The sequence below is a fragment of the Paenibacillus sp. UMB7766-LJ446 genome, assembly GCF_030226665.1.
Lineage (GTDB): Bacteria > Bacillota > Bacilli > Paenibacillales > Paenibacillaceae > Paenibacillus > Paenibacillus vandeheii.
Genome location: NZ_JASOYM010000002.1, coordinates 639347 through 661482 on the forward strand (window position 1 = coordinate 639347; position 22136 = coordinate 661482).

General features: G+C 45.8%; 18 protein-coding genes. 4 read left to right on the top strand and 14 right to left on the bottom strand.

All coding sequences use genetic code 11. The annotated features are described in order from the left end of the window. Positions 1-115: 115 nt before the first annotated feature. From QP794_RS07630 to QP794_RS07665, 8 genes are all read right to left on the bottom strand, one after another. Positions 116-1765, bottom strand: a complete 1650-nt coding sequence (locus QP794_RS07630; RefSeq protein WP_285075666.1) for an extracellular solute-binding protein — start codon at positions 1763-1765, stop codon at positions 116-118. Between the two features lie 19 nt (positions 1766-1784). Continuing rightward, positions 1785-4112 (bottom strand): helix-turn-helix domain-containing protein, encoded by a 2328-nt coding sequence (locus QP794_RS07635; RefSeq protein ID WP_285075667.1) that lies wholly within the window; start codon positions 4110-4112, stop codon positions 1785-1787. A 283-nt stretch (positions 4113-4395) separates the two neighbouring features. After that, complete coding sequence (locus tag QP794_RS07640; RefSeq protein WP_483311885.1) at positions 4396-5487, bottom strand: glycoside hydrolase family 88 protein; 1092 nt, start codon at positions 5485-5487, stop codon at positions 4396-4398. A gap of 70 nt (positions 5488-5557) precedes the next feature. Beyond that, positions 5558-6439, bottom strand: coding sequence for a carbohydrate ABC transporter permease (locus QP794_RS07645; protein ID WP_285075669.1), 882 nt, complete (start codon positions 6437-6439; stop codon positions 5558-5560). A gap of 10 nt (positions 6440-6449) precedes the next feature. Further along, positions 6450-7373: an ABC transporter permease gene (locus tag QP794_RS07650; protein ID WP_285075670.1), complete on the bottom strand. Its 924-nt coding sequence runs from the start codon at positions 7371-7373 to the stop codon at positions 6450-6452. Positions 7374-7429: 56 nt separating this feature from the next. After that, complete coding sequence (locus QP794_RS07655) at positions 7430-9055, bottom strand: extracellular solute-binding protein (RefSeq protein WP_285075671.1); 1626 nt, start codon at positions 9053-9055, stop codon at positions 7430-7432. Between the two features lie 320 nt (positions 9056-9375). Further along, on the bottom strand, positions 9376-9774 hold the full coding sequence (locus tag QP794_RS07660; protein WP_285075672.1) for an RDD family protein: 399 nt from the start codon (positions 9772-9774) through the stop codon (positions 9376-9378). Between the two features lie 253 nt (positions 9775-10027). Further along, the gene (locus QP794_RS07665; protein ID WP_285075673.1) at positions 10028-12535 is read right to left on the bottom strand and encodes a WG repeat-containing protein; all 2508 of its coding nucleotides are present in this window, start codon (positions 12533-12535) and stop codon (positions 10028-10030) included. Positions 12536-13240: 705 nt separating this feature from the next. Between QP794_RS07665 and QP794_RS07670 the strand changes: the two genes are divergently transcribed. The 4 genes from QP794_RS07670 (at position 13241) to QP794_RS07685 (ending at position 16711) form a co-directional block, all read left to right on the top strand. Then, positions 13241-14428 carry a cytochrome P450 family protein gene (locus tag QP794_RS07670; protein WP_285075674.1) on the top strand — a complete coding sequence of 396 codons (1188 nt, stop codon included), beginning with the start codon at positions 13241-13243 and terminating at the stop codon, positions 14426-14428. A gap of 38 nt (positions 14429-14466) precedes the next feature. Then, complete coding sequence (locus QP794_RS07675; RefSeq protein ID WP_285075675.1) at positions 14467-14811, top strand: hypothetical protein; 345 nt, start codon at positions 14467-14469, stop codon at positions 14809-14811. A gap of 173 nt (positions 14812-14984) precedes the next feature. Further along, positions 14985-15266, top strand: a complete 282-nt coding sequence (locus QP794_RS07680) for an ArsR/SmtB family transcription factor (protein ID WP_024631952.1) — start codon at positions 14985-14987, stop codon at positions 15264-15266. Between the two features lie 254 nt (positions 15267-15520). Further along, positions 15521-16711, top strand: a complete 1191-nt coding sequence (locus QP794_RS07685) for an MFS transporter (protein WP_285075676.1) — start codon at positions 15521-15523, stop codon at positions 16709-16711. 138 nt (positions 16712-16849) lie between these two features. On the opposite strand, the gene poxB is transcribed toward QP794_RS07685, so the two are convergent. The 6 genes from poxB to QP794_RS07715 all read right to left on the bottom strand — a co-directional run bounded on the left by poxB (position 16850) and on the right by QP794_RS07715 (position 22053). Further along, positions 16850-18577: a ubiquinone-dependent pyruvate dehydrogenase gene (gene poxB, locus QP794_RS07690; RefSeq protein ID WP_285075677.1), complete on the bottom strand. Its 1728-nt coding sequence runs from the start codon at positions 18575-18577 to the stop codon at positions 16850-16852. A gap of 227 nt (positions 18578-18804) precedes the next feature. Beyond that, a complete protein-coding gene (locus QP794_RS07695; RefSeq protein WP_285075678.1) occupies positions 18805-19566 on the bottom strand; it encodes an SDR family NAD(P)-dependent oxidoreductase in 762 nt (253 codons plus the stop codon). 123 nt (positions 19567-19689) lie between these two features. Further along, the gene (locus tag QP794_RS07700; protein WP_285075679.1) at positions 19690-19995 is read right to left on the bottom strand and encodes a Dabb family protein; all 306 of its coding nucleotides are present in this window, start codon (positions 19993-19995) and stop codon (positions 19690-19692) included. 160 nt (positions 19996-20155) lie between these two features. Further along, the gene (locus QP794_RS07705; RefSeq protein WP_024631957.1) at positions 20156-20407 is read right to left on the bottom strand and encodes a type B 50S ribosomal protein L31; all 252 of its coding nucleotides are present in this window, start codon (positions 20405-20407) and stop codon (positions 20156-20158) included. A 144-nt stretch (positions 20408-20551) separates the two neighbouring features. Further along, positions 20552-20767, bottom strand: coding sequence for an HPr family phosphocarrier protein (locus tag QP794_RS07710; protein WP_285075680.1), 216 nt, complete (start codon positions 20765-20767; stop codon positions 20552-20554). Positions 20768-20985: 218 nt separating this feature from the next. Further along, the gene (locus QP794_RS07715) at positions 20986-22053 is read right to left on the bottom strand and encodes an NAD(P)-dependent alcohol dehydrogenase (RefSeq protein WP_285075681.1); all 1068 of its coding nucleotides are present in this window, start codon (positions 22051-22053) and stop codon (positions 20986-20988) included. Positions 22054-22136: the final 83 nt, after the last annotated feature.

Genomic DNA, 22136 nt, shown 5'->3' on the forward strand with positions numbered 1-22136 from the left:
GCAAGAGTCATGTGCATGCCTTCTCAGCATGTCATAACCGATTGTAGAGTACGAGGAAACGAAATTACATGAACAAAAACGACACTCCAATGCCCATTTTATACAATATAAGGATTTATTTAGAGGACACTGCGCGATTATACCGTTCTAAAGCCTGCTGTTGAATCTCAATCGCACGTTCAATCTGCAACGACTTGATTTGCTCGACATACATATCAAAGGAATCCACCGGCTCCATGCCAAAAATGATTTTAAGTGACATCTCATCCACCACCTTGTTCACTTCCTGCATGATTACGGACAACTCCGTGCTTTCTTTCTCGGTCTTGGGCAGGGTTGGCACCTGATGGAGAACAGCATCCGTGTTGGACCATAGCTGCACCGCCTCTTTCTGTTCCGGTAAAATATAATATTGTTCCATATATCGCGTATCCTGCACAAATGGACCAAAATAACTTGCTCTGGTGTACATCGCAAGAGCTTGCGCTGGCGACCACTTATCAGGGTTTTTCAGAATAGTATCCGTATACGTCGGATACCCGTCTTTCATCTCAAAGCTAACACCTTCTATTCCAAAGTTGAACAGCAAATGCCCCTCAGGCCCATACCCATAATCCAGCATGCGTGCTGCTTCCTCCACATGACGGCTGTTGCTGGATATGGCGACTCCACTGGAACCGATAGCCGGAGCGAGCTGACCGAATTTGGGGCGATCTCCTTTGTTCATGACAGGATATGGCGCTGGTACAAGCTGTGCATGGGGATCCGTCTCCTGCAAAATGGGCAGCCATGTACCGATCCCCGCTCCTGCATTCCAGATGCTCGCGCCGCTGCGTCCTGTTGTCATGTTGGTATCCTGAGTCTCCGAATCGACGGCAGCCAGATTCTTGTCAATGAGTCCTTCCGCATACCATTCACGAAACAAGGCTAGAAACGCCTTATATTCAGGTTCCTGTGCCCCAAACTTAATGTGGCCATCTTCCACGAAGAATCCTTTTTTAATGCCAAAAGCGCCAATAAAACCGCCGCCTTCGATACCGAACAACGGATTCGGAACACCGAGGAAAGTAAGCGGGGCATCAGCCCCCTTTTTGTCCTTGAATGCCCTAAGCATCGTATGCCATTCGTCGATCGTGGCTGGTACATCAAGACCGAGCTCATCCAGCCAGTCCTTTCGGATAATCGGCCCTTGATAGGTTCGCAGCTTGTCTTGTCCCTGAATAAAGGGAAATGCGTAATAACTTCCACTGGCTGTGCGAATCTGCATATCAATGTCCGGATGCTCGCTCAGGTATTGCTTCAGATGAGGTGCATGTTGATCAATAATATCGTTTAATCGCAGAATGTATCCGTCTTTGATCGCTTTCTCTGGTCCACCAGGATAATTACTCCACTCATATTCGATCATATCCGGCAGCTCTCCGGACGTAAGCAGCACATTAATCGCTTCTTTGGCCTGATTGGCGGGAGGCCGGATGAATTGAAGGTTGACCCCGGTTCTTCGCTGCCATTCCTGAAAAAAAGGAACATCATTGAAGCTGGATTTGATGCTTGCTGCATTGCCATTCAGTTCTGCCCAGTAGGTTAATCTCCCATCGGTGTTGAAAGCTGTAGTAGAAATAGTTCGAGATGCTGAAGCATCGGGTTGGTCATCCATCGCGGCATCCGAATTTGTCCCGTTCTGATCGCAAGCAGTCAGCATGCCGAGCAGCAGGAGTAGTCCTGCCACCTTTGCTATGAATGCCAACTTCCACTTTACATTCATATTCCGGTCTCCTTTCAAATCAACTGATTTCTTTATATTTACCAGGCGTAATGCCTTCGTATTTCTTGAATACCCGGATGAAAGTGGCTGCATCATTATACCCGACCAATCGGGATATTTCGTTGATGGATACCTGTTTATGCTCAATCATTTCTTTAGCCTGACGAATACGGCACTTATGAATACAGTCCAGCAGACCCTCACCGGTCTGATTCTTGAAGAGTTTGGACAAGTAACTGCCCTTCAGTTCAAAATGCTCACCAATGGCGTTGACGTTCAAATTCACGTCCGTATAGTTACTCTCAATATACTGTGTAACCTGGGTACTGAGATGACGCAGGGAATCCTCACGTTCTTGTGATACATTCGTTGCGCGCTTATCAGCGGCATAGGCACATACCTCCTCTAGCAAGGTCTGCAAAGCCTCCTGCATCTCCTGGATGGTATCCCCGGCAATAATGTCATCAATCCGGTACGGATATTGGGTTAATGTGATGTTATCCTTGTCCCCCAGATCATTGATGGCCTTTATCATCGTACCTACCAGGTTGAAAATCAGGCAACGAGCGAGTGTGAGCGACATGATCGGTTTATCAAAATTCCGCGCTGTAATCTCATTCATATAAGCGCTGGCTTGGTCGGTATCTCCAGCTTTGATAAAATTAAGAAGCTGCTGTTCCACCTGAAGCGGATAGTAGTAGCCAAACGGATCATCCGCCACTGCGTCGCTCCGCACATCCCCATAGGTAATGATGCCTTTCTTGCCAAGCACCATTTTATATTCCATCGCGTCCACTGCTTCCTGATATGCCTCGGCGATACCAATCCACGACGTATGGCGGCCGCTGATGGAAATCGTCAGTTCCATATCATAACGTTCCAGAAAGCGTTGTGCTTCTGCCGCAATGTGATGAAGATCCTGATTCCAGTCAGAAGAATCCGCTTTCATATTTACAAGGCAGACCATCATATCATCGACTTCCGCTACATATCCCGCGTGCTGACGTTCTGAAGTCAGTTCTTCAACAACGTTGGAAATAATGAGATGGATTAACTTGTTTCGTTCATTAATATCAATGCCCGGCAGCTTTCCATAGAGATTCTCTTCATTTTCGATGACAAATAGGATTACGGCAAACTCACTTGAATACAGCGGCATATGGAAAGAACGGAATGCATCTTCGTAGGGAACGAGTGTGTCCTGTTTTCCTTTCAGAAGCCGGTTAATCATATTGGAGCGCAGCACCTGTTGATGTTTCTGCAGCTGCTGGGCAATCTCATTCTTTTCTGATCGTGTGTTCATAATGACCTTTTGAATAAACCTCAGTTCGTTCCGATCAGCAGGTTCGTTCTGCGTAGTCTTGTCTTGTAGTGATTCCACGAGCTGCTGGATTGGAGAGTAATTCCGGCGCATGAAGAACCAGGTCAGTACACCCGCACTAATGAGACTTACCAAGATACTAATATACGTAAAATTGCGGACATACACTGCCTTTTCCCAATACAGGCTGCTGGGAATAATTAATGCGTACTTCAGATCGGATACCGCCGAGTCCATGTAGAACATCTCCGACTTACCTACCTTGGCGTTATCCAACTGAACCTGGTTGCCATTCATGAATGGCTTCAATTCCTCCGATCCCGGGCGATTGCTCATCAGAATCTCGTTATTCTGGTTCAGGATAAGCAGTGTTGCATCACTAAAACCCGAAATGCTCTCAATCGCTTCCTGGAATCTTCGCGTATCGGCCATGACCACAACTGTACCCGTCTCCTGACCATTCAAATCATCAGGCAGACGTGTAATGTAAGCAATGGCAGACTCCGCCGGACCTGCATTCTGATGCGGCAGAATGACGAATTGATTCGTTTCTGCACCCAGGATCTGATCCCGCCACGCTTCAAAAGACATTGCACCTGTGTTATGTAGGGTATGAAATGCCGTCCGCATATCCCGAATATTACCTGAACGGAGAATGGATTGGTCTTTTTTCCACACGACGTAAAATTCATCGATGGATGCGTAGGATGTTTTGTAGAGACGAAGTTCCTTTACCAGTTGGTACGCCGTATACGGCGCCTCCTTGGCCGGCTGATTGGAATACATCAGCGTTTGCAGGTTCGGACTCCACGTCATCTCCATATTTAACCGCTTCATGAGATCAACTTGTGTATCGATCGTATAACGCATTTGCTTCAATAAGGAATCGTTTGCCCGATGTATTTCACTCTTGAGTGTCTCATTGGCTTGCATGTAAATAACTAGGCTGATCAGAATGGGCACTATTAAAACAGCACTGTAGGAGACAAGCCAGGTCACGATTATACTTTCTCGTTTTTGCCACAAATATCGAATATTTAGCAACAACTCATCACCCAACTCTTCGTAGATTATCGATGTTTGGATCAGGAATTTATTATAACGGCAAGAGCACGATTCGGATATAGATAAAAAGTTCAATTCAATTGACGAAAAGGTGAGCAAGCACCGATTTTCCCCGTCAAATCAAGCACAAATAGCCCGAATAGACTAATTTCGTCTATCGGGCATTCGGTATCAAAACGTCAATGTATTTCATTTAATTTTTAAATAGATGAGAATGTTTTTTTTGAATATTCTTAGAGCATTTTTAGAAAATGCGATGCTTCCATCCGTTTAATTTGGCGCTGGCCTCCACGTAGAAATAGTCACCGTAAATGAGAGAGACATTCACGTTCTGACCTGCCGGTTTATGACCGGTTCCCTCCAGAAGCATACCTTCGTGCTCAGGAAGATCCCATGTTCCATAATGATCCCGCAGGGAATTCAGGATACGTTTGGCAACGGAAGCATAAAGCCTGCCTTCAGGATCAGTGAGTACATCTGCAAGTTCAAGCAATCCGGAAGCAGCAATTGCACCCGCGGAGCTGTCCCGTGGAATCTCTTCTCCTTCTTCGGGCTCTGCCCGGAAATCCCAATGTGGAACGCTATCCTCAGGCAAGTTGGAAATGAAGAAGTTCGCCACACGCTGTGCAGCAACCAGATATGCCGGGTCTTCTGTATAACGATACGTATTCGTTAATCCATATAAAGCCCACGCCGCTCCACGACTCCAAGCTGAATCTGGCCCTGCTCCCTGTCCCCCTATCGCTTCTACCCGTCCACCTGTCTCGGGATCAAATGAAACGATATGATGCACAGAACCATCTTCCCTGACAAAATGCTTCATGACCATATCCGCATGAGCCTTGGCGATATGGCTGAAACGGGGATCTCCACTTTCCTCCGATGCCCAGAAGAGTAAGGACAGATTCATCATCGTGTCGATGATTGACCAGCCCAGCATGTCTCCATTCCAGGCCCGGATGAAGCTGCCTTTGGTATTGAAGCGGCCAGCCAGGAAGTTGGCAGCAAATAAGGCACGTCTAGCTGCATCGGCATCTCCGGTGAGCTTGTATTTGATGACGGCCGTGGGCAGGAAATGAAAGCCCACATCATGGTCGAAGTAGTTATTTTCGAGAAACCGTTCCGATAGCCGTTCATCCCAATTCCATGCAGCCTCTTTATATTTCTCATCACCCGTCATATCGTACACTATCCATAATATGCCCGGCCAGAATCCCGAGGTCCACCAATCGATCCTCATGTCGTCATAAATGCCATTCGTACCTGCGACATGTGGAGACTTTTCACCTATAGCTGCAAGCATCTGGTCGGCTTTGGTCTTGATCTGATCCCACATGTCCTTGTCCACTTCATTTAATACGTTCATGTAACGTCATACCTCCTTACCATTTTTTCAATTCTCCGGTTTAACCTTTCAATGAACCTACCATGACACCTTTCACGAAAAAGCGCTGCAAAAACGGATAGATGCACAGGATCGGTATCGTCGCTACCATAATCGTTGCATACTTGATGGTTTCCCCGATCTGAAAGCGATCCCCGGCCGAGGCACCTGCTGACATGCTCTCCGTGGAATTGGCAATCAGTATCTCACGCAGCACCAATTGCAGCGGGAACAGCTCTCGGCTTTTGATAAACACCGATGCATAGAACCACCCGTTCCACTTATCTACCGCGTAATACAGAATCATCACGGCAATGACGGGCATGGACAACGGGATAATAATACGGAACAAAATGGTAAAGTGATTGGCTCCATCAATCTTGGCTGATTCCTCCAGACTGTCCGGAATGCCCATGAAAGACGTTCGCATGATGATCAGGTTAAATGTGCTGATGGCAAAAGGCAGAATGGTCGACCACAGCGTATCTAACAGACCAACGCCTTTGACAACCAGATACAGCGGAATCAACCCGCCGCCAAAGAACATCGTGAACACGATAAAGAACATGAACACCTTGTTCCACATCACGTTTTTACGTGATAGCACATACGCACCAAGCGCTGTCATGAACAGGTTAACGATGACGCCAAACACGAGAATAAACAAGGTATTGCGGAAACCTGTGGCTATGCCTGGGTTGGCAAGCACGCTCTTGTAAGCTTCCAGACTGAACCCGACCGGCTTCCACAGAAGACCCTTGTTCGCTAACAGCTGCGCCGAGTCACTCAAGGACGCGAATAACACGTAGAGCAGTGGATACAAGGTGACGGTAACAAGCAGGATTAGAAATGTATAATTCAAGATCGTAAAGATTCGGTCAAACCAACCGCTTTCCTTAATCAAAGTTACCACCTCACCATAAGCTGTTTTGACTCACTCTGCGGCTGATATAGTTCGCCGAAATCAGAAGAGCGAGATTGATGACCGAATTGAATAGACCGACTGCCGAGCTGTAACTCCATCCGAACTCCAGCAATCCCTTTCGATACACGAAGGAAGAGATCACATCTGCCGTTTCATAGGTTACCGGATTGTAGAGGAGAATGATTTTCTCAAACCCGACATTCAGCATATTCCCCATCCGGAGAATGAACATGATTGTAATAATAGGTAGTAATCCCGGCAGTGTTATGTGGAACATTTGCTTAAGACGGCTCGCACCGTCTATCTTCGCCGCTTCATACTGCTCCAGATCGATGCTCATTAATGCAGCGATATAGATAATCGATTCCCAACCGATCCGCTGCCATATTTCAGACAAGACATAGATTGGACGGAACAGCTCCGGCTTTTGCAGCATCGCCTGACCGTCATATCCGAGCATCATGATGAGACGATTAATTAATCCATCCGCGTTTGTGAAATCCGTAATAATACCGCATATGACAACAAGAGAGATGAAATAAGGCATATACGTTATCGTTTGAACGACCCGCTTGAACGTGCGCTTGCGTACTTCATTGATGAGCAGCGCCAGAATGATCGGTGCAGGGAATTCAAAGAGCAGCGTATACAAACTGATGAGCAGGGTGTTCTTAAGAACCCGCAAGAAATAGTAACTGTTAAAAAACTCTTCAAAGTGCTTCAGCCCAACCCAATCACTCCCCATAATACCCTTCATCGGAGAATAATCTTTAAAGGCAATAATTGCGCCGTACATCGGACCGTAATGAAATATTAAATAATATCCAATAACGGGAATCATCATGATGTATAAGTACTTGTTCATCATGAAGTCCCGCACGAACCGGCTTCTAAAGGATTGACGATTGCTCATGATGTACCTTTTCACCTCTTTTCCATCGGGAGGGCCAGTGCCCTCCCCTTTTACAATTACCGGTTGTTGTAGCGTTCGAGTGCAGCTGTCTGGATTTCAATAGCTCGATCCAGATGTAACGACTTCATCTTCGCGACATAACTCTCGAATTGATCCACCGATTCGTTACCCAGAATGATCTTGATGGTCATCTCATCGACGAGCGTGTTGATATCATTCATGATGGTTGCGTATTCCGAGCTTTCTTCAGGTGTAGGTGTGATTGAAGGCAGATTATATTTTGCAGCCTGCGTATTCTTCCATACATCAATGGCATCACGCTGGGTCTGCAATGCAAAGAATTGCTCGGCATAACGTTTGTCTTGAACGAATGGACCGTTATAACTGCTGCGGGCATATAGTGAAATCGCCTGTGCCGGAGCAAGTTTATCCGGATTTTTCAGCAGCAATTCTGTGAATTTCGGATAACCGTCTTCCATGTTGTAGCTGACACCCTCTTCACCGAAGTTAAAGAACATGTGTCCTTCCTCACTGTAGCCGTAATCCAGCATGCGAACGGCAAGTTCCGGGTCCTTGGCTGCCGATGTAATGGCAACGGTGCCTTCCGAGGCATAACCCTGGTTGAGCTGCCCGAATTTTGGAATGTCGCCTTTATTAAGCACCGGATATGGTGCAGCGACCAGAACGGCATCCGGATCATTTGCTTCTACGAGCGGCTGCCATTTGCCGATACCTCCGCCTGCGTTGCCGACACTGGCGCCAGTCGCACCAGAAGCGAGGTTGCCGTCAACCGATTTGGTATCCGCTGTCGAGATGTTTTTATCGATCAGCCCTTCTTTGTACCATTCCTGGAATAACGTCAAGTATTCTTTGAATCCCTCTTCTGACGGGCCAAATTTGACCTGTCCGTCTTCCTGATAGAATCCGCGGTTTACACCGAAGGCGCCAAGGAAAGCACCGTTACCGGAATCATTAAAGAAACGTGGCTTACTTACAACAGAGAATGGAGCGGCAGCGCCTTTTTTCTCTTTAAAAGCTCTCAGAGTCGTTGTCCACTCATCAATCGTTTCTGGAACGGGTAGTCCCAGTTCATCCAGCCAATCCTTACGAATGATTGGACCCTGGAAGACACGAAGATACTCATCTCCCCGAACGAACGGGAATACATAGTAGCTGCCACTGTCTGTTTTGACCATCTTGTCGATGTCCGGATTCTCCTGCAGGTATTTCTTCAGATTTGGCGCATACTGGTCAATCAGATCGTTCAGCTTGAGAATGTAACCATCGTTGATGGCTTTCTCCGGTCCACCGGGGAAATCTCCGATGAAGTTGTACTCCAGCATGTCTGGCAAATCCCCGGACGCCAGCATCACGTTAAAAGATTCTCTGACCTGACCTGTCGGAGGTGCCGTGAATTTGAGTGGCACGCCGGTTTTTTTCTGCCATTTTTGAAAGAATGGAATTTCGCTGTGCGAATTTTTGACCCCGATCAGGTTTCCGTTAATTTCACCCCAATACGTAAGCGTCTTATCCGTTTGAATCGGATAGGTAGTTGCTTCCGTTGATCCGCTCGGTGTCCCTTTATCAGTATCGCCCGCTTTACTGTCTCCGGACGAACACCCCAGGATCGTTGTACCTAATAACAGGATCATCAAACTCGTAGATAACACTTTTCTTCTCATGGACCTTATCCTCCACCTTTTGGGAATGTCTGTGCTCTACCTCAGATTAAGGGAGAGGTCACTGTAGCGATATTCGCAAAAGATCAAATGTCATGTTGATTTCGTCAGAAGCAAATGATCATTTAGCCAAAACGATAGACGAATTCTCTATGTACTCATCTGCAATGTCTTGAAATTGCTGTGTTGGCGCGGGTTTGTGACTGTACTTCTGACATCACAGAAAAACAGACCATGAACACTGTTCATAGTCTGTAACGTGGGTGAATATGAGTGAATTGGAACATAACGAATATATTGCGCCAGGGCTCGCCTTCTCATTTTTAGTCCCAGACGACTTCGGTACCTGCGATGAAATCATGTATTGCACGTTTGTCTTCTCGTACAGCAACCATGATGACACTTGCAATGAAACCAATGCCAAATGTGATTGCATATACAAGCCCAGCAACAACTACACGCATCAGCATCGTTCCGATTCCAGGGGGCTCATGTGTATCATATTTTCGAATTCGAATTCCGCAAATCCGCTTTCCTATCGTTCTACCGTACCAGAAAACGGGCAATAAAATGGAATACAATCCACTGATCAGTTTTGCTAGAGGCTCGTCATTATCGTAATTCCCTGTCAAGACACCTACAATAATAGCTAAAGGCAATGAAACGATGAGCGCATCCAAAAAGCTTGCCCCGAGCCTTATCCAAAACCCTGCTTTATACAAAAAGTTTCCTCCAAACTTTCTTTACTGAAAAACTAAAAAATACGTTATTCCTAACTCCTTTCATTCATTTGTTCTAACTCAACATATGTATGTACATATACGGAGAGTATAACAGAAAAATTTACAATATAGCCCAACAAAACACAATCAAATTCCCTTTCCCTATCTAAACACTTTTCATATGTATTAGGTTACAGAAAGAGACCATATTGAACATATGGCCTCGGCAATGCGGTGAATGGGAAGGTTACAGTTACTCGTGAAAAGCTTTCCAGAATGAACCCTCTGTATTAATGATATCCTTGATTTGGGCAAAAGGAATCGTAAATGTCGGAAATCCCGCCACGTAAGGAGCGATTTCATAAGGACTGAAATACACATGCAATGCATCACGTGAGACAAAAAACGGCTGATCCGGGCTAATTCCCTCATACGTGTCCGGAAAAACATAAGAGTATTGCGGGTCATTTTTGATCTGATCGCCTATAATTTTGCTGAGTACCTTCACATAGTCACTGTTTGGTTTAAATAAATCCTTGAGCTCATACATCTGACCGCTACTCAGATTAATAATCGCATAGATCATCGTAGGCATGCCATGTGCTGCACCAGCCGGGTAGTTATAACCCGTGAGTTTGAGTTGAAGCAATTGCTGCTGATAGAACGTAATATCAAAATCCCCTGTATACGTGTAATCCAGCTTCTGATTCGCAGGGATGGGCCTCACTTGAGATAGTGCCTTTAACTTGGCGTTGACTGCAAGCTGAACTGCTTGATCCGATAACCCTTCCAATTGCGGATAATACACGAGGTAATCGGGGTTGGGCTTATATTTCTCTTCGCGTACACGATAAGGTGGGTGAAGTGTAACGATTGTATTTTGCCGCCAGATGATCTGCCCTGCCCGGTTTACATAGGATACACGCTGGTCGACATAAGCCTTGATTAGATCCGGAGCTACCCATTCAAGTGTGCCCGAGCCTTCAACACGAGGGTATCCTGATGCAGGTCGCCCATTGAGATCCAGAAAGAACGTTTGTGTTCCATTCGTTGCTGAAGCCAGCCCTCCTTTGTAATTCGATACATCCGTATATACAAAATCCGAAAGCCTGCTGCCGCTGACATCCGCAATCGCATAGACCGAACCCATAAAAGACTGTTTGGGATCAATCGCTTGCCCCAGGGCCAGACGATGTTCTCCCAGATCTCGAATATCATTGTAGCCGGGTTGGATGGTAAATGTGCCCTGTGTATTAATAACGCCATAGCTGGAGTTGTAGTCCTCCGCTGTATTCACAATTGCGTACCCACCATTAAACGGAAAAGCCGAGGTGAAGCTAGGCTGAATTCGGACATGACCACTTTCGTCAATATAACCGTATTTACCCGATGTTTCTTTCTGAAAAGGAAGTAATCCGTCACCCACAGGTCCCACATAGGCATACGGGTACGTCGCCAGTCGCTGACCATTCCGATTGATTAACGCATATTCATTATCCTTGATCTGCACAACGGCCTTGCCATCCTGAAAATCGTTCGCTGAAGTGAACTGCGCCCGAATGACCTCATTTCCGGCTGTGTCCAAATAACCGTAACGACTGACTTCCCCACCTGGCTGACTGCTGTCTGAAAGGTAAAACAGCGCTCGGCCATCCTTCACATCGGCAATAAACGGATATGCCCGTTTGGTCAGCACATTACCCTGTTCATCAATCATCTTGAACCCTTGAGAGTCAATAACAATGGCCCGACCTTCTGCAAAAGAATTAATGGAATCGTATACAGGTTGAACAACAAATTGGCCGCTAAGATTGATAATGCCTGTCTTCCCGTTTTTTACTACGACAGCCATGCCATTTTGTTGAAAGTCTTGGGCATCGTCAAGGATCGGTTCAAGTCGAATACGACCTTGGGCATCCATATAACCCCACCGGGTTCCGGTTGTTGTTCTGACCGATATCGGAAATAGCCACGTCGTTTCACGTGCATGACCCTCTGTGCTCATCGCTTGTCTAATCTTCTTTTCCAGCTCAAGCAGAGCTTCCCGTGAAGGGTATGGGTCATTGAAACTTAGCGTTTTTTGGACAGAAACGAGTGCAGCGGTAAATAATCCGGCTTTATACTGAGCGTCCGCAAGATAGTACCAATAGAATGTATAATCTGGATGCTGTTCTGCCAATTGTTCGTAATACTTCACGACCTTAGGAAAGTAATACGGGTATACATCTGTTGCGGGAACCCATCTCCCATTCTGCCAACGGATGATCTCGACCCGATAAGCTTCACCTGTATCATGAATCCAGAGTGCAATCTCCACTTTGCCATCTCTGCCGTGGGGACCAGGCATATCAATGATTTCCGCATGGCTGTAATACAAATCTTCTGGCGCCAAATCTGTCAGTCCCGTTTCCGTCCAATCGTATACAGCAAGCTTCGACCAGATCGCACCGATCTGCCAGCCGACAATGAGATTATTTCTCGCCGTAGATGTCACAGATGCCGCTGTCAGCAAGGTAACGCCATATCCCAAGCCTTTAGTCAAAGACATCTTGATCCAGTGACCTTGGTAAAATTTCAGAACAAGCAGCATTAATTCTCCGCTCTGCTCATATACAGCAGCAATCTCCGGCATTCCGTCTCCGGTTAAATCTGAAGCATAAATGGCCGGATGTTGGACCGGTTTATCAATGGTGACGACAGTCGCGTCAGCCGGGATATGTTGATTAACAATTTGTGTTAACAGAGGTTCGCTCATGGACATGCCTGTTTCCTCCTTAAGACAGCATTCGCCTACTGGTATGGGTATGCATCATAAGCGAGGATATATGACATCTGAGCCAATATAACCGTTAGCTTTGGAGGTTCCAAAACCTGATTTACTTAAATGAAATAAAAAAATAGCAGAGGCTCACGCTTCTGCTATTCTTTATGTGTGAATCGGTTCAGGAGGATTCCTGAGTGCTGAGCTGTACATACTGTGTGACGCGGCAAAATTGAAGCAACATAAGATATTGCCTTTTTCCAAAGCGGTTTTTCGGCCCTCATCGATCATAAGTTCCAAAATTTCACGAAGAAAAGACATTTGGAATCTCGACGTTTCCGCAATTAACTGTTCCAACACTTTACTATCTCTCAATGTTCGAGTGTTCTGGTTGAATCATGAAGATGGCCTTTAAAATTAACTTGAACTCACGTTGTTGTTGTAGAAAACTTCAATTATAGGCCATATGACCCTGTGGATTATTAAACGATCTGTATTTTGAATCTAATCCTTGCCCCAAACGCTACTCCATTTAAATATGAAGCTTTTTATACCATATTTGTCAGTCGAAAACAAGGTTTCAATCGCCATAATATTGAATATATAGATGGTGCAGGCTTTTCGTATGAAGCCACTGGGATGAACATATACTCTCTTAGATAAGATTCGTAACATTACGAGTTTTTGATGAGAGGGGATCAACCAATGGTTAATGATACTTCACAGCCTAAATTCTTCACCCAAGAATTTACACAGAATCCTTATCCGGTATATGAAAAACTGAGACAGAATGATCCCATTCACAGAGTCCTGTTCCCTCACGGTGATTTCGGTTGGATTATTACCCGATATGAGGATGCGGTCGAGGTATTGAAAGATAATCGCTTCAGCAAGGATGTCATTAAACGTTATGGGCCGGATCAAGATAATATTTTTGTGCATAACATGCTTTTTTCTGATCCACCCGATCATCGTCGGCTGCGTGGACTTGTACAGAAGGCATTCACTCCAAGGCTGATTGAAGGCATGAGAAGCCATATTCAGGATATTGCCGACGATCTTCTGGATAATCTTAATTCCCAGGACAAGATGAATCTGATTGATGAGTTCGCTTTTCCGTTACCGATTATTGTCATCAGCGAAATTCTCGGTGTTCCTCTTGAAGATCAGGACAAATTCCGTCTGTGGTCGAATTCCATCATCGACGCGACAAGCGAGGAAAATTCCGAAGTGTTTGAGAAGCATGCCAAAGAGTTCATTGATTACCTGAATGCCTGGTTTGCCAAAGTACGTGAGCAGCCGGGCGACGATCTGATCAGTCAGCTTGTTGTGGCAGAAGAATCAGGAGAGCAGCTTACTGAAAAGGAACTGCTTGGTGTAGTCGCGCTGCTCATCATTGCCGGACATGAAACAACCGTTAATCTGATCGGCAATGGTGTACTTGCCCTACTGGAGCACCCGGAACAACGCGAGCTGCTGATTAAGCGGCCCGAGTTAATCCATAACGCTGTTGAGGAAATGCTGCGTTATAACGGTCCGGTTGAATTCAGTACGTCTCGCTGGGCATCAGAAGACATCGAATTTCATGGACATCATATCGCTGAAGGTGAACTTGTTATTGTAGCGCTGGATTCTGCCAATCGAGATGAAGCGAAGTTTAAGGATGCGGATGTGTTTGACATCACTCGCGAGAAGAGCGCCCATCTGGCTTTTGGCAAAGGCATTCATCTCTGTCTGGGAGCCCCTCTTGCGCGACTGGAAGGTGAAATTGCTATCAACACGTTAATTCGCCGTTTTCCCGATATGCAGCTTCAGGCGGATGTGAATGAACTTGAATGGAGACCTGGCATGATTGTTCGCGGTGTTAAGGAAATCCCGGTACAGCTTAAATAGAAATGTATTGGAGTAAGGAAAGCGAGGCACCTGGCTGCATGGAAATAAACACCATTGTTTTAGTCGTTTTTTTAATTCTTATTCTCATCTTATTGGTTCGTGTCATCAGCTTGCAGACCCAGCTGAATGAACTGAAGAGGGATGTAGAGCGCCTGGAGAATGGAGCAGGTAGTACTGTACACTTCCAACTTAGTCATAACGCTTCTTCAGTGAATGTGACTCCACCTCCACCGTCACAGGCTAATCTGACCGAACTTGATATGGAGCTGCAGGCACTTGCACAACAGGGCAAGAAAATCATTGCAATCAAAAAGGCTCGTGAAGCTAGAAACCTATCACTGAAAGATGCCAAAGAATACGTCGAGTCTCTCGAACGACAATAAGAGTGAGTTTGAATCGACCTTCCAACTCCCTGCAAAGGTTTTTGCTTCAGTTGATTCATTTTCGACTGAAAGTAACGATCTTCTTCGTAGGGAGTTTACTTTTTTCAAAAGACATGATAAAGTTATTTCAATATTTATAGAAATAAGAAATAAAGACGAAAGGAACGATTTTGATGCAATCCAATACGATTGATGAACAGGCCGTCAAAATTCATAAAGCTTTGGGCGAACAAACGCGATATAAAATTATTCAGATCCTTTCGGGTGAAAGCAACCTGTGTCCAGCTGATTTGGAAAATAGGCTTGTAACGGTAGCGCTCTCCACCCTATCTCATCACCTGAAGCAGCTATCCGATTGTGGTTTGTTGACCTCACAAAAGAAAGGCACGTATATTTATTACAGCCTGAACACAGAAACTGTCCAGAGATTCGCTCCTTATCTGTTGGATAGATAAATTTTTTGTCCAATATTTCTATAATACTAGAAATATAAAATCAACAATTAAATATTCGTTCTGGCACATTGGAATGCAGAGACTCATCGTAGTTGCATAACTATCCTTTTGTCAAAACACCCAGTACATTGGATGGTTTAACTGCTCAACCATGTCTCATCGGTTCATTCATAATATTGTGTTCCCGTTCTCTCGTCTTTATTTCTATATTTCTAAAAATATAATAATAACAAACAGAAAGAGGTTATATGCTCATGTCTAACACATGGAAAATCTATGTTCTCGCCTTGGTCAGCTTTCTTGTAGGGACCTCCGAATATGTCATTGCGGGTATTCTGGACAGGATCTCTGACACCATGAATATATCATTAATTGCTGCGGGACAGCTGATTACGATCTTTTCACTGGTTTACGCGCTCGGTACGCCCATCATAATCGCCTTAACATCCCGTATGGACCGACGCAAGCTGCTGCTCTACTTCCTTGGACTATTTGTCATAGGTAACGTCTTGGCCTTCTTGCTGCCTGGATACGGACTGTTCATCGCCGCACGAGTCTTGATGGCTCTGGGAGCCGGGGTGGTGGTTGTTACATCCTTGACGATCGCGGCCAAAATAGCGGCTGTGGGTAAACAGGCCAGCTCTATCGCAACGGTTATTACCGGATTTACCGCATCCTTGATCGTGGGAGTTCCTCTGGGAAGAATGGTTGCTGCAGCTTGGGACTGGAAACTTGTTTTTGCAGGTATCGCGATTCTGGGTGTCATTGCCATGATTGTTATTGCCATTACGATCCCGCCATCTGAAGGCGAAGCACCGGTACCTTTGAAAAAACAATTAGCCCTTCTTAAGCAACCTCGTATCGGCTTGGCGCTGCTTGTCAGCTTTTTCTGGTTAGGAGGCTATTCCATTGCGTATACTTATATTTCACCTTACCTGGTATCTATTGCGGGCATGAGTGAAGCGTTATTAAGTTCCGCTTTGCTGGCTTTTGGTATCGCAAGTCTGATTGGTTCCAAATCCGGAGGATACAGCGCCGATCGTATGGGAGTAAAAAGAACACTCCTCATGGGTATGGCCCTGCATGTCATAAGTCTGCTTATGCTGAATGTCACAGCTCATTCGGGTGCGGCCGTCTTCATTGTATTGATTCTGTGGTCCTTTTCCGCTTGGTCTTCCGGTCCAACACAGCAATATAATCTGGTGACGATGGCTCCAGAATCGTCTGGGATTATGCTGAGTCTGAACAGTTCGGTTATGCAACTCGCGATGGCTGCCGGTGCCGGTATTGGAGGAATTGCCGTCAGTGCTGTTTCATTGTCATCCATCACCTGGATTGGAGCTGTGGGGGTGGTCATTGCCATGATGATTATCATTCTTGCCTATGTCCGGGAGTTACCACTACGCCTCAGACCGAATCTTCCCATGTGGCATGATGGATTGTAAGGCCAACAATAAAAATCATCAAACGCAAAAAGAGAGGCACTGTGACTTTACAGTAAGCCTCTCTTTCTTATTCAGTCTGATGGATGTATTAGTTGTGCGGTTCGAAACGGTGCGTCAAGACTAAGGCGAACGTAAGTCTTATCTGAGCAAATTGGTCTTTGCGAACTCAATCAGCTCATCGCCACGTCCATTCAATACTGCCTTCATCATCCATAGGGTGAAGCCTTCGGCCTGTTTGATATTAATCTTCGGAGGCAGGGACAGCTCCTGTCGATTCACCACAACATCAATCAGAACAGGACCATCATGCATTAATGCACGCTCTACAGCCCCTTTCAGATCTGCCGGATCTTCAACCCGTATTCCTTCCAGACCCATCGCTTGGGCTACCATAGCAAAGTTCGGATTCACAAGCTCGGTACCGGACTCAAGCAATCCGGCAGCTTTCATCTCCAGTTCAACAAAACCCAGTGCTCCGTTGTTAAACACGACAACTTTAATAGGGAGATTATGCTGTTTAAGAGTCAAAAGATCACCCATCAGCATAGCAATGCCTCCATCACCGGACAAGGATATGACTTGTCTACCTGGATCAGACACCTGTGCTCCAATCGCTTGTGGTAGAGCATTCGCCATGGTGCCATGACTGAATGAACCCAGCAATCGGCGATTGCGGCTCATTTCAATATAACGAGCTGCCCATACGGTAGGTGTACCTACATCGCAGGTGAAAATCGCGTTTTCGGCTGCAGCATCGCTAATGACCTTGGTTAAGTATTGGGGATGAATTGACATTTTTCCGGGTTTCCCAACAGCAAGCTCATCCAATTCTTTACGAACTTTTTCGTAACGTTCCACGCTTTTATGCAAATGTTTGTCGCTGTGCTCTTCCGTCAGATAGGGCAATAACATTTCAATGGTAGCCTTCACATCACCGCACACGCCGTAATCCAGCTTCGTACGGCGACCAAGGTGTGAAGACTGAATATCTACTTGAAGTACGACTGCATCCTCCGGGAAGAATTGACGGTATGGAAAATCTGTTCCCAGCATCAAGAGCACATCACAGTCCATCATGGCATGATAACCGGATGAGTAACCGATTAGTCCCGTAAGGCCTACCGAATACGGGTTATCGTATTCCAGATATTCCTTGCCTCGCAGCGCAATAACCATTGGGGATTTCAAGCGATCACAGAGCTTCATGAGAGGTTCACGCGCACCAGCGCAGCCTGCCCCGCACAGCAACGTAATTTTTTTACCTTGATTCAAAAACTCCGCCAGTTTCCGCAATTCAGGTTCGGAAGGATGTACAACCGGATGGGTGGGATGGTATACATGCTCCGGCACTGGCAGATCAGCCGCTTCCAGGGCCGCTACGTCTCCTGGCAATATAATGACGGAAACGCCAGATCGCGCAACTGCGGTCTGCATCGCCATCGTAAAGGAACGCGGCATTTGTTTGGCCGTTGTAATGACCTCACAATAATGACTGCATTCCTGAAATAAATACTCTGGATGAGTCGCTTGAAAATACTCACTCCCAATCTCATCACTAGGAATATGAGCAGCGATGGCAAGTACCGGTACACGGTTCCGATGACAATCGTACAGACCGTTAATCAAGTGCATGTTTCCCGGTCCACTACTGCCCGCACATACAGCGATACTTCCACTCACTTGGGCATCTGCCCCGGCCGCAAAAGCAGCCACTTCTTCATGGCGGACATGAATCCATTCAATTTTACCCGAGCGACGGATGGAATCCAGTACCGCATTCAAGGAGTCTCCAACGATACCATAGATGCGTTTGATGCCTGCGTTCAATAATGCTTCGACCAGAACGTCTGCAATTGTTTTTTTCATGAAAGGTCGGTCTCCTTTATTCGCTTATTTTGAGTTATGTTTCCACCGCGTTAAACTACCTATTCTTTTACCCCAATTTTTTGAAATTAGAAACAAAATCATATGTATTTATGGATATATACAAAAATCCGCTTGTCATGGAACTGACAAACGGATCATGGTTACACGATGGTTTATAATGCTGTTCATTCATACTTTTGAATTGATTTACATCATTAAATTCACAATTAAATAGCAGGCATCACATTGCCGCCACTGACCGGGATATAGGCCCCAGTGATAAAAGAGGACAGGTCGGATGCCAGAAATGCTACCGCATTGGCAATTTCCTGATCTTCTCCCCTACGTTTCAACGGCACCGTTTGGATATATCCCTCATCATGTCCTGGCTCACTGTTGCGGTCACGTTCACTGATCGTCCATCCAGGCGCAACTTGGTTGACCGTTATCTGATGCTCGCCTACCTCTTTTGCCAGCACACGGTATAACCCGTCCATTCCGCGTTTTCCCGCCGTATATGCAGACTGGGTAGCAAAATTCTGCATCGCACATTCCGTATTAATACCAATGAATCGACCCGCTCTGGCTTCCTTCATAGCTGGAATGAAAGCTTTGGCAAGATATACACTTTGCATCACGCATGATTCGAACTGGCTTATATAATCGTCCGGTGATTGTTCCATCACTGTTGTCCAGGCATATTGAATGACCGCATTGGCAACCACGATATCTACATCTCCGAGGCTGGATTGAATTTCATCACGCATCCGAAATGCCGTATCCTGCTTTGTGATATCACCTTGAATAATGACCGTTTTCCGACCGATGGCTTTGATCTCACCTTGAAGCTCCCTGGCCTTCGCTTCATTATTTATGTAATGCAGCGCCAGATTTGCACCACAGTCTGCCAACGTACGAGCGATGACCCTTCCTAATTGACCAGTTGCTCCGGTCACCAGCGCCGTTTTACCTGTAAGATCCAATTTCATAGGGACAGTTTCCCTCCTCTGAGCTACATGTGTAGTATCGAAATTTAGTGATAAAGAAAGAAGGATTACAAAATAGATTAACGCTCGTTAGCATCAAAACAGAAAACGCTTTCGAGTTTTATGTTATTTCCCGTGCAGAACGAGATCGATTTCCTGGAAGCGACTAACTTCCTTTTCCCACCGTTCTTCTACATATTTGCGATGAACCGGGTGAACATTATATGCATCATACGCAGCCTGATCTGCAAATACCATTGAAAAACTGTAGTCAAACTCATTTTTTTCGCTCACCTGACGCAGGACCTGGAATTGCTCCACACCTGGAATATTCGTCAGGGCATCCGTACTTTCTTTCAGAAATGCCTCTGCTTCAGGTGTATCTTTGCCTGCGTAAAGTGTAAACGTTACCATATGATTGATGCTGCTCATCTCTATTTCCTCCTAAAGTATGATCTCACTCTGTTTCCTAGTGTACCTCCGTTTGATATGTAAGCGCAATAATTGTATGCAATTTTTTATTTATCGCTGTCAAGACACAAAGAAACCCCGAGGACAAATCCCCGAGGTTTCTTCGCAATCTATGGACAGACTAGTTTTTGATGTTGTATTTACGGTTAAAGCGATCAACACGACCACCGATGTCCACGTTTCTTTGTTTACCTGTGAAGAATGGGTGGGATGCGGAACTAGTGTCCACACGGATTACTGGATAAGAGTTACCATCTTCCCATTCCATAGTTTCGTTCGAGAACTTAGTCGAAGAACTCAGGAATTTGTAATCAGCACTTGCATCGAAGAAAATTACTGTTTGTGTCTTTGGATGGATGTCAGCTTTTGGCATAATCTATTTACACTCCTTTAATATGGGTACTTCTTAGAATAGAACTAAATTTTATTATACTCTTTTTTTGGACGAAGTACCAGTCGGAATTGAACAAACGATAAATATTTTACAATTCACTGCGATTTGCACAGGTTTTAGACTTCAAGTTAAGCCCTTTTCCAGCACATTCAGCATATATTCCAACGCTTCAAGTTCATCTCTTCCCCGTGTCTGCAATCTCACCACACTGCCATGTCGAATGGGAAGAAGCGCCATTCCGAGCAGGCTTTTGACATCTACACGATGTTCATGGTCAGCATCGGTAAATGACAATGAAATATCCGAGGAAAAACGCGACGCTTGAGAAGATACAGACATCAGATCATCCCGGTGGAAATCAGAGTGAATCCTAAATTCATGTGTTCTCACAACCTTCAGTTCCTTTCGCTAAGTTGCTATTCAACAAAATGAGTGTGTATGATTTTATATGTTAAAATCTTCAAGCATTATACCACGTTATGGAAGCTTGTTTAATCCTTTTATGGCGAAAAATACAAAAAAAGAAACCCTGAACATCAGGGCTCCTTCGAATGAATTCATTTTCCGTTTGGATACACCATTACTTTCAGACTGCCACTCTTGTTGTGCAATGCTCGTTCCATGGCTTGTTGTGTCTCCTCAAGAGAATAACGATCGGTGATCAGGGACATCACATCATGCTGGCCAGAGCTCAGAAACTCAATTCCTGCAGGATAGGTGTTGGCATAACGGAAGATTCCGTATATATCCACCTCATTGTCCGCGATAAAAGGAACATTCAGAGCAATTTCGTCCTGAGCAGGCAGTCCTACAATAGCAAGCTTGCCTCCTCGGCGGAGAGAATATAATGCAGACTGAAGCGCTTTCGGATTACCCGCAGTTTCCCACGCCGTATCTACACCGTCACCGTTCGTTAACTCACGGATTACCGCCAGCGCATCCTCGTTCCGCACATTAATGGTATGAGTGGCGCCCATACGACGAGCGGCTTCCAGCCTCACTTCCTCCAAATCTGTGACAATGATGCGCTCCACACCAAACGATTTGGCAGCTGCAACAGCCATCAATCCCACAGGTCCCATGCCCATAATGGCAAGCGTGGTTCCCGGAGCGAGTTTACTACGTCTTGCCGCATGAATGCCCACCGAGAAAGGTTCGTTCATTGCGGCCTCTTCAAAAGACAGATGATCCGGGATGGGGAATACCATATCTTCACGTATGGTCATGTACTGCACAAAAGCCCCATCCACCGGAGGTGTCGCCAGAAATTGCACATCGGGACACAGGTTATAACGGCCTTCTTTACATGCCGTACATCGTCCGCAGGTTACCCCAGGCTCAATCGCTACCCGATCCCCCGTTTTGAGCCGTGACACGTTCGAGCCAATCGCCGCAACAATCCCTGCACATTCATGTCCAAGTATAATTGGTTTCTCAACCACAAATCGGCCAATTCTGCCATGTTCAAAATAATGCACATCCGATCCGCAGACGCCAACGGCCATCACCTGAATGAGCACCTCGTCTTCGGCCGGCTGGGGTACAGCCTGTTCCTCGATGATAATGTGCCCGGGCTCTGTCATGACAGCAGCCTTCATGGTTTCTGGTAATTGATGATGTCCCATATGTTCCCTCCTTCTCGTGTATGCCAACGTTGTTCTTCCTCCGAAGGTGATACAGGTGAACGCTCCACTTCCTCAGATTTGTT

Excerpts from the sequence above, each read along its gene's own strand:
- QP794_RS07675 (WP_285075675.1), top strand. The coding sequence starts at position 14,467 with ATGGAAATAAACACCATTGTTTTAGTCGTTTTTTTAATTCTTATTCTC.
- QP794_RS07715 (WP_285075681.1), bottom strand. The coding sequence starts at position 22,053 with ATGGGACATCATCAATTACCAGAAACCATGAAGGCTGCTGTCATGACA.
- QP794_RS07655 (WP_285075671.1), bottom strand. The coding sequence starts at position 9,055 with ATGAGAAGAAAAGTGTTATCTACGAGTTTGATGATCCTGTTATTAGGT.
- QP794_RS07685 (WP_285075676.1), top strand. The coding sequence starts at position 15,521 with ATGTCTAACACATGGAAAATCTATGTTCTCGCCTTGGTCAGCTTTCTT.
- QP794_RS07650 (WP_285075670.1), bottom strand. The coding sequence starts at position 7,373 with ATGAGCAATCGTCAATCCTTTAGAAGCCGGTTCGTGCGGGACTTCATG.
- QP794_RS07710 (WP_285075680.1), bottom strand. The coding sequence starts at position 20,767 with ATGTCTGTATCTTCTCAAGCGTCGCGTTTTTCCTCGGATATTTCATTG.
- QP794_RS07700 (WP_285075679.1), bottom strand. The coding sequence starts at position 19,995 with ATGAGCAGCATCAATCATATGGTAACGTTTACACTTTACGCAGGCAAA.
- QP794_RS07680 (WP_024631952.1), top strand. The coding sequence starts at position 14,985 with ATGCAATCCAATACGATTGATGAACAGGCCGTCAAAATTCATAAAGCT.
- QP794_RS07640 (WP_483311885.1), bottom strand. The coding sequence starts at position 5,487 with ATGTGGGATCAGATCAAGACCAAAGCCGACCAGATGCTTGCAGCTATA.
- QP794_RS07665 (WP_285075673.1), bottom strand. The coding sequence starts at position 12,535 with ATGTCCATGAGCGAACCTCTGTTAACACAAATTGTTAATCAACATATC.
- QP794_RS07705 (WP_024631957.1), bottom strand. The coding sequence starts at position 20,407 with ATGCCAAAAGCTGACATCCATCCAAAGACACAAACAGTAATTTTCTTC.
- QP794_RS07670 (WP_285075674.1), top strand. The coding sequence starts at position 13,241 with ATGGTTAATGATACTTCACAGCCTAAATTCTTCACCCAAGAATTTACA.
- QP794_RS07630 (WP_285075666.1), bottom strand. The coding sequence starts at position 1,765 with ATGAATGTAAAGTGGAAGTTGGCATTCATAGCAAAGGTGGCAGGACTA.
- QP794_RS07695 (WP_285075678.1), bottom strand. The coding sequence starts at position 19,566 with ATGAAATTGGATCTTACAGGTAAAACGGCGCTGGTGACCGGAGCAACT.
- poxB (WP_285075677.1), bottom strand. The coding sequence starts at position 18,577 with ATGAAAAAAACAATTGCAGACGTTCTGGTCGAAGCATTATTGAACGCA.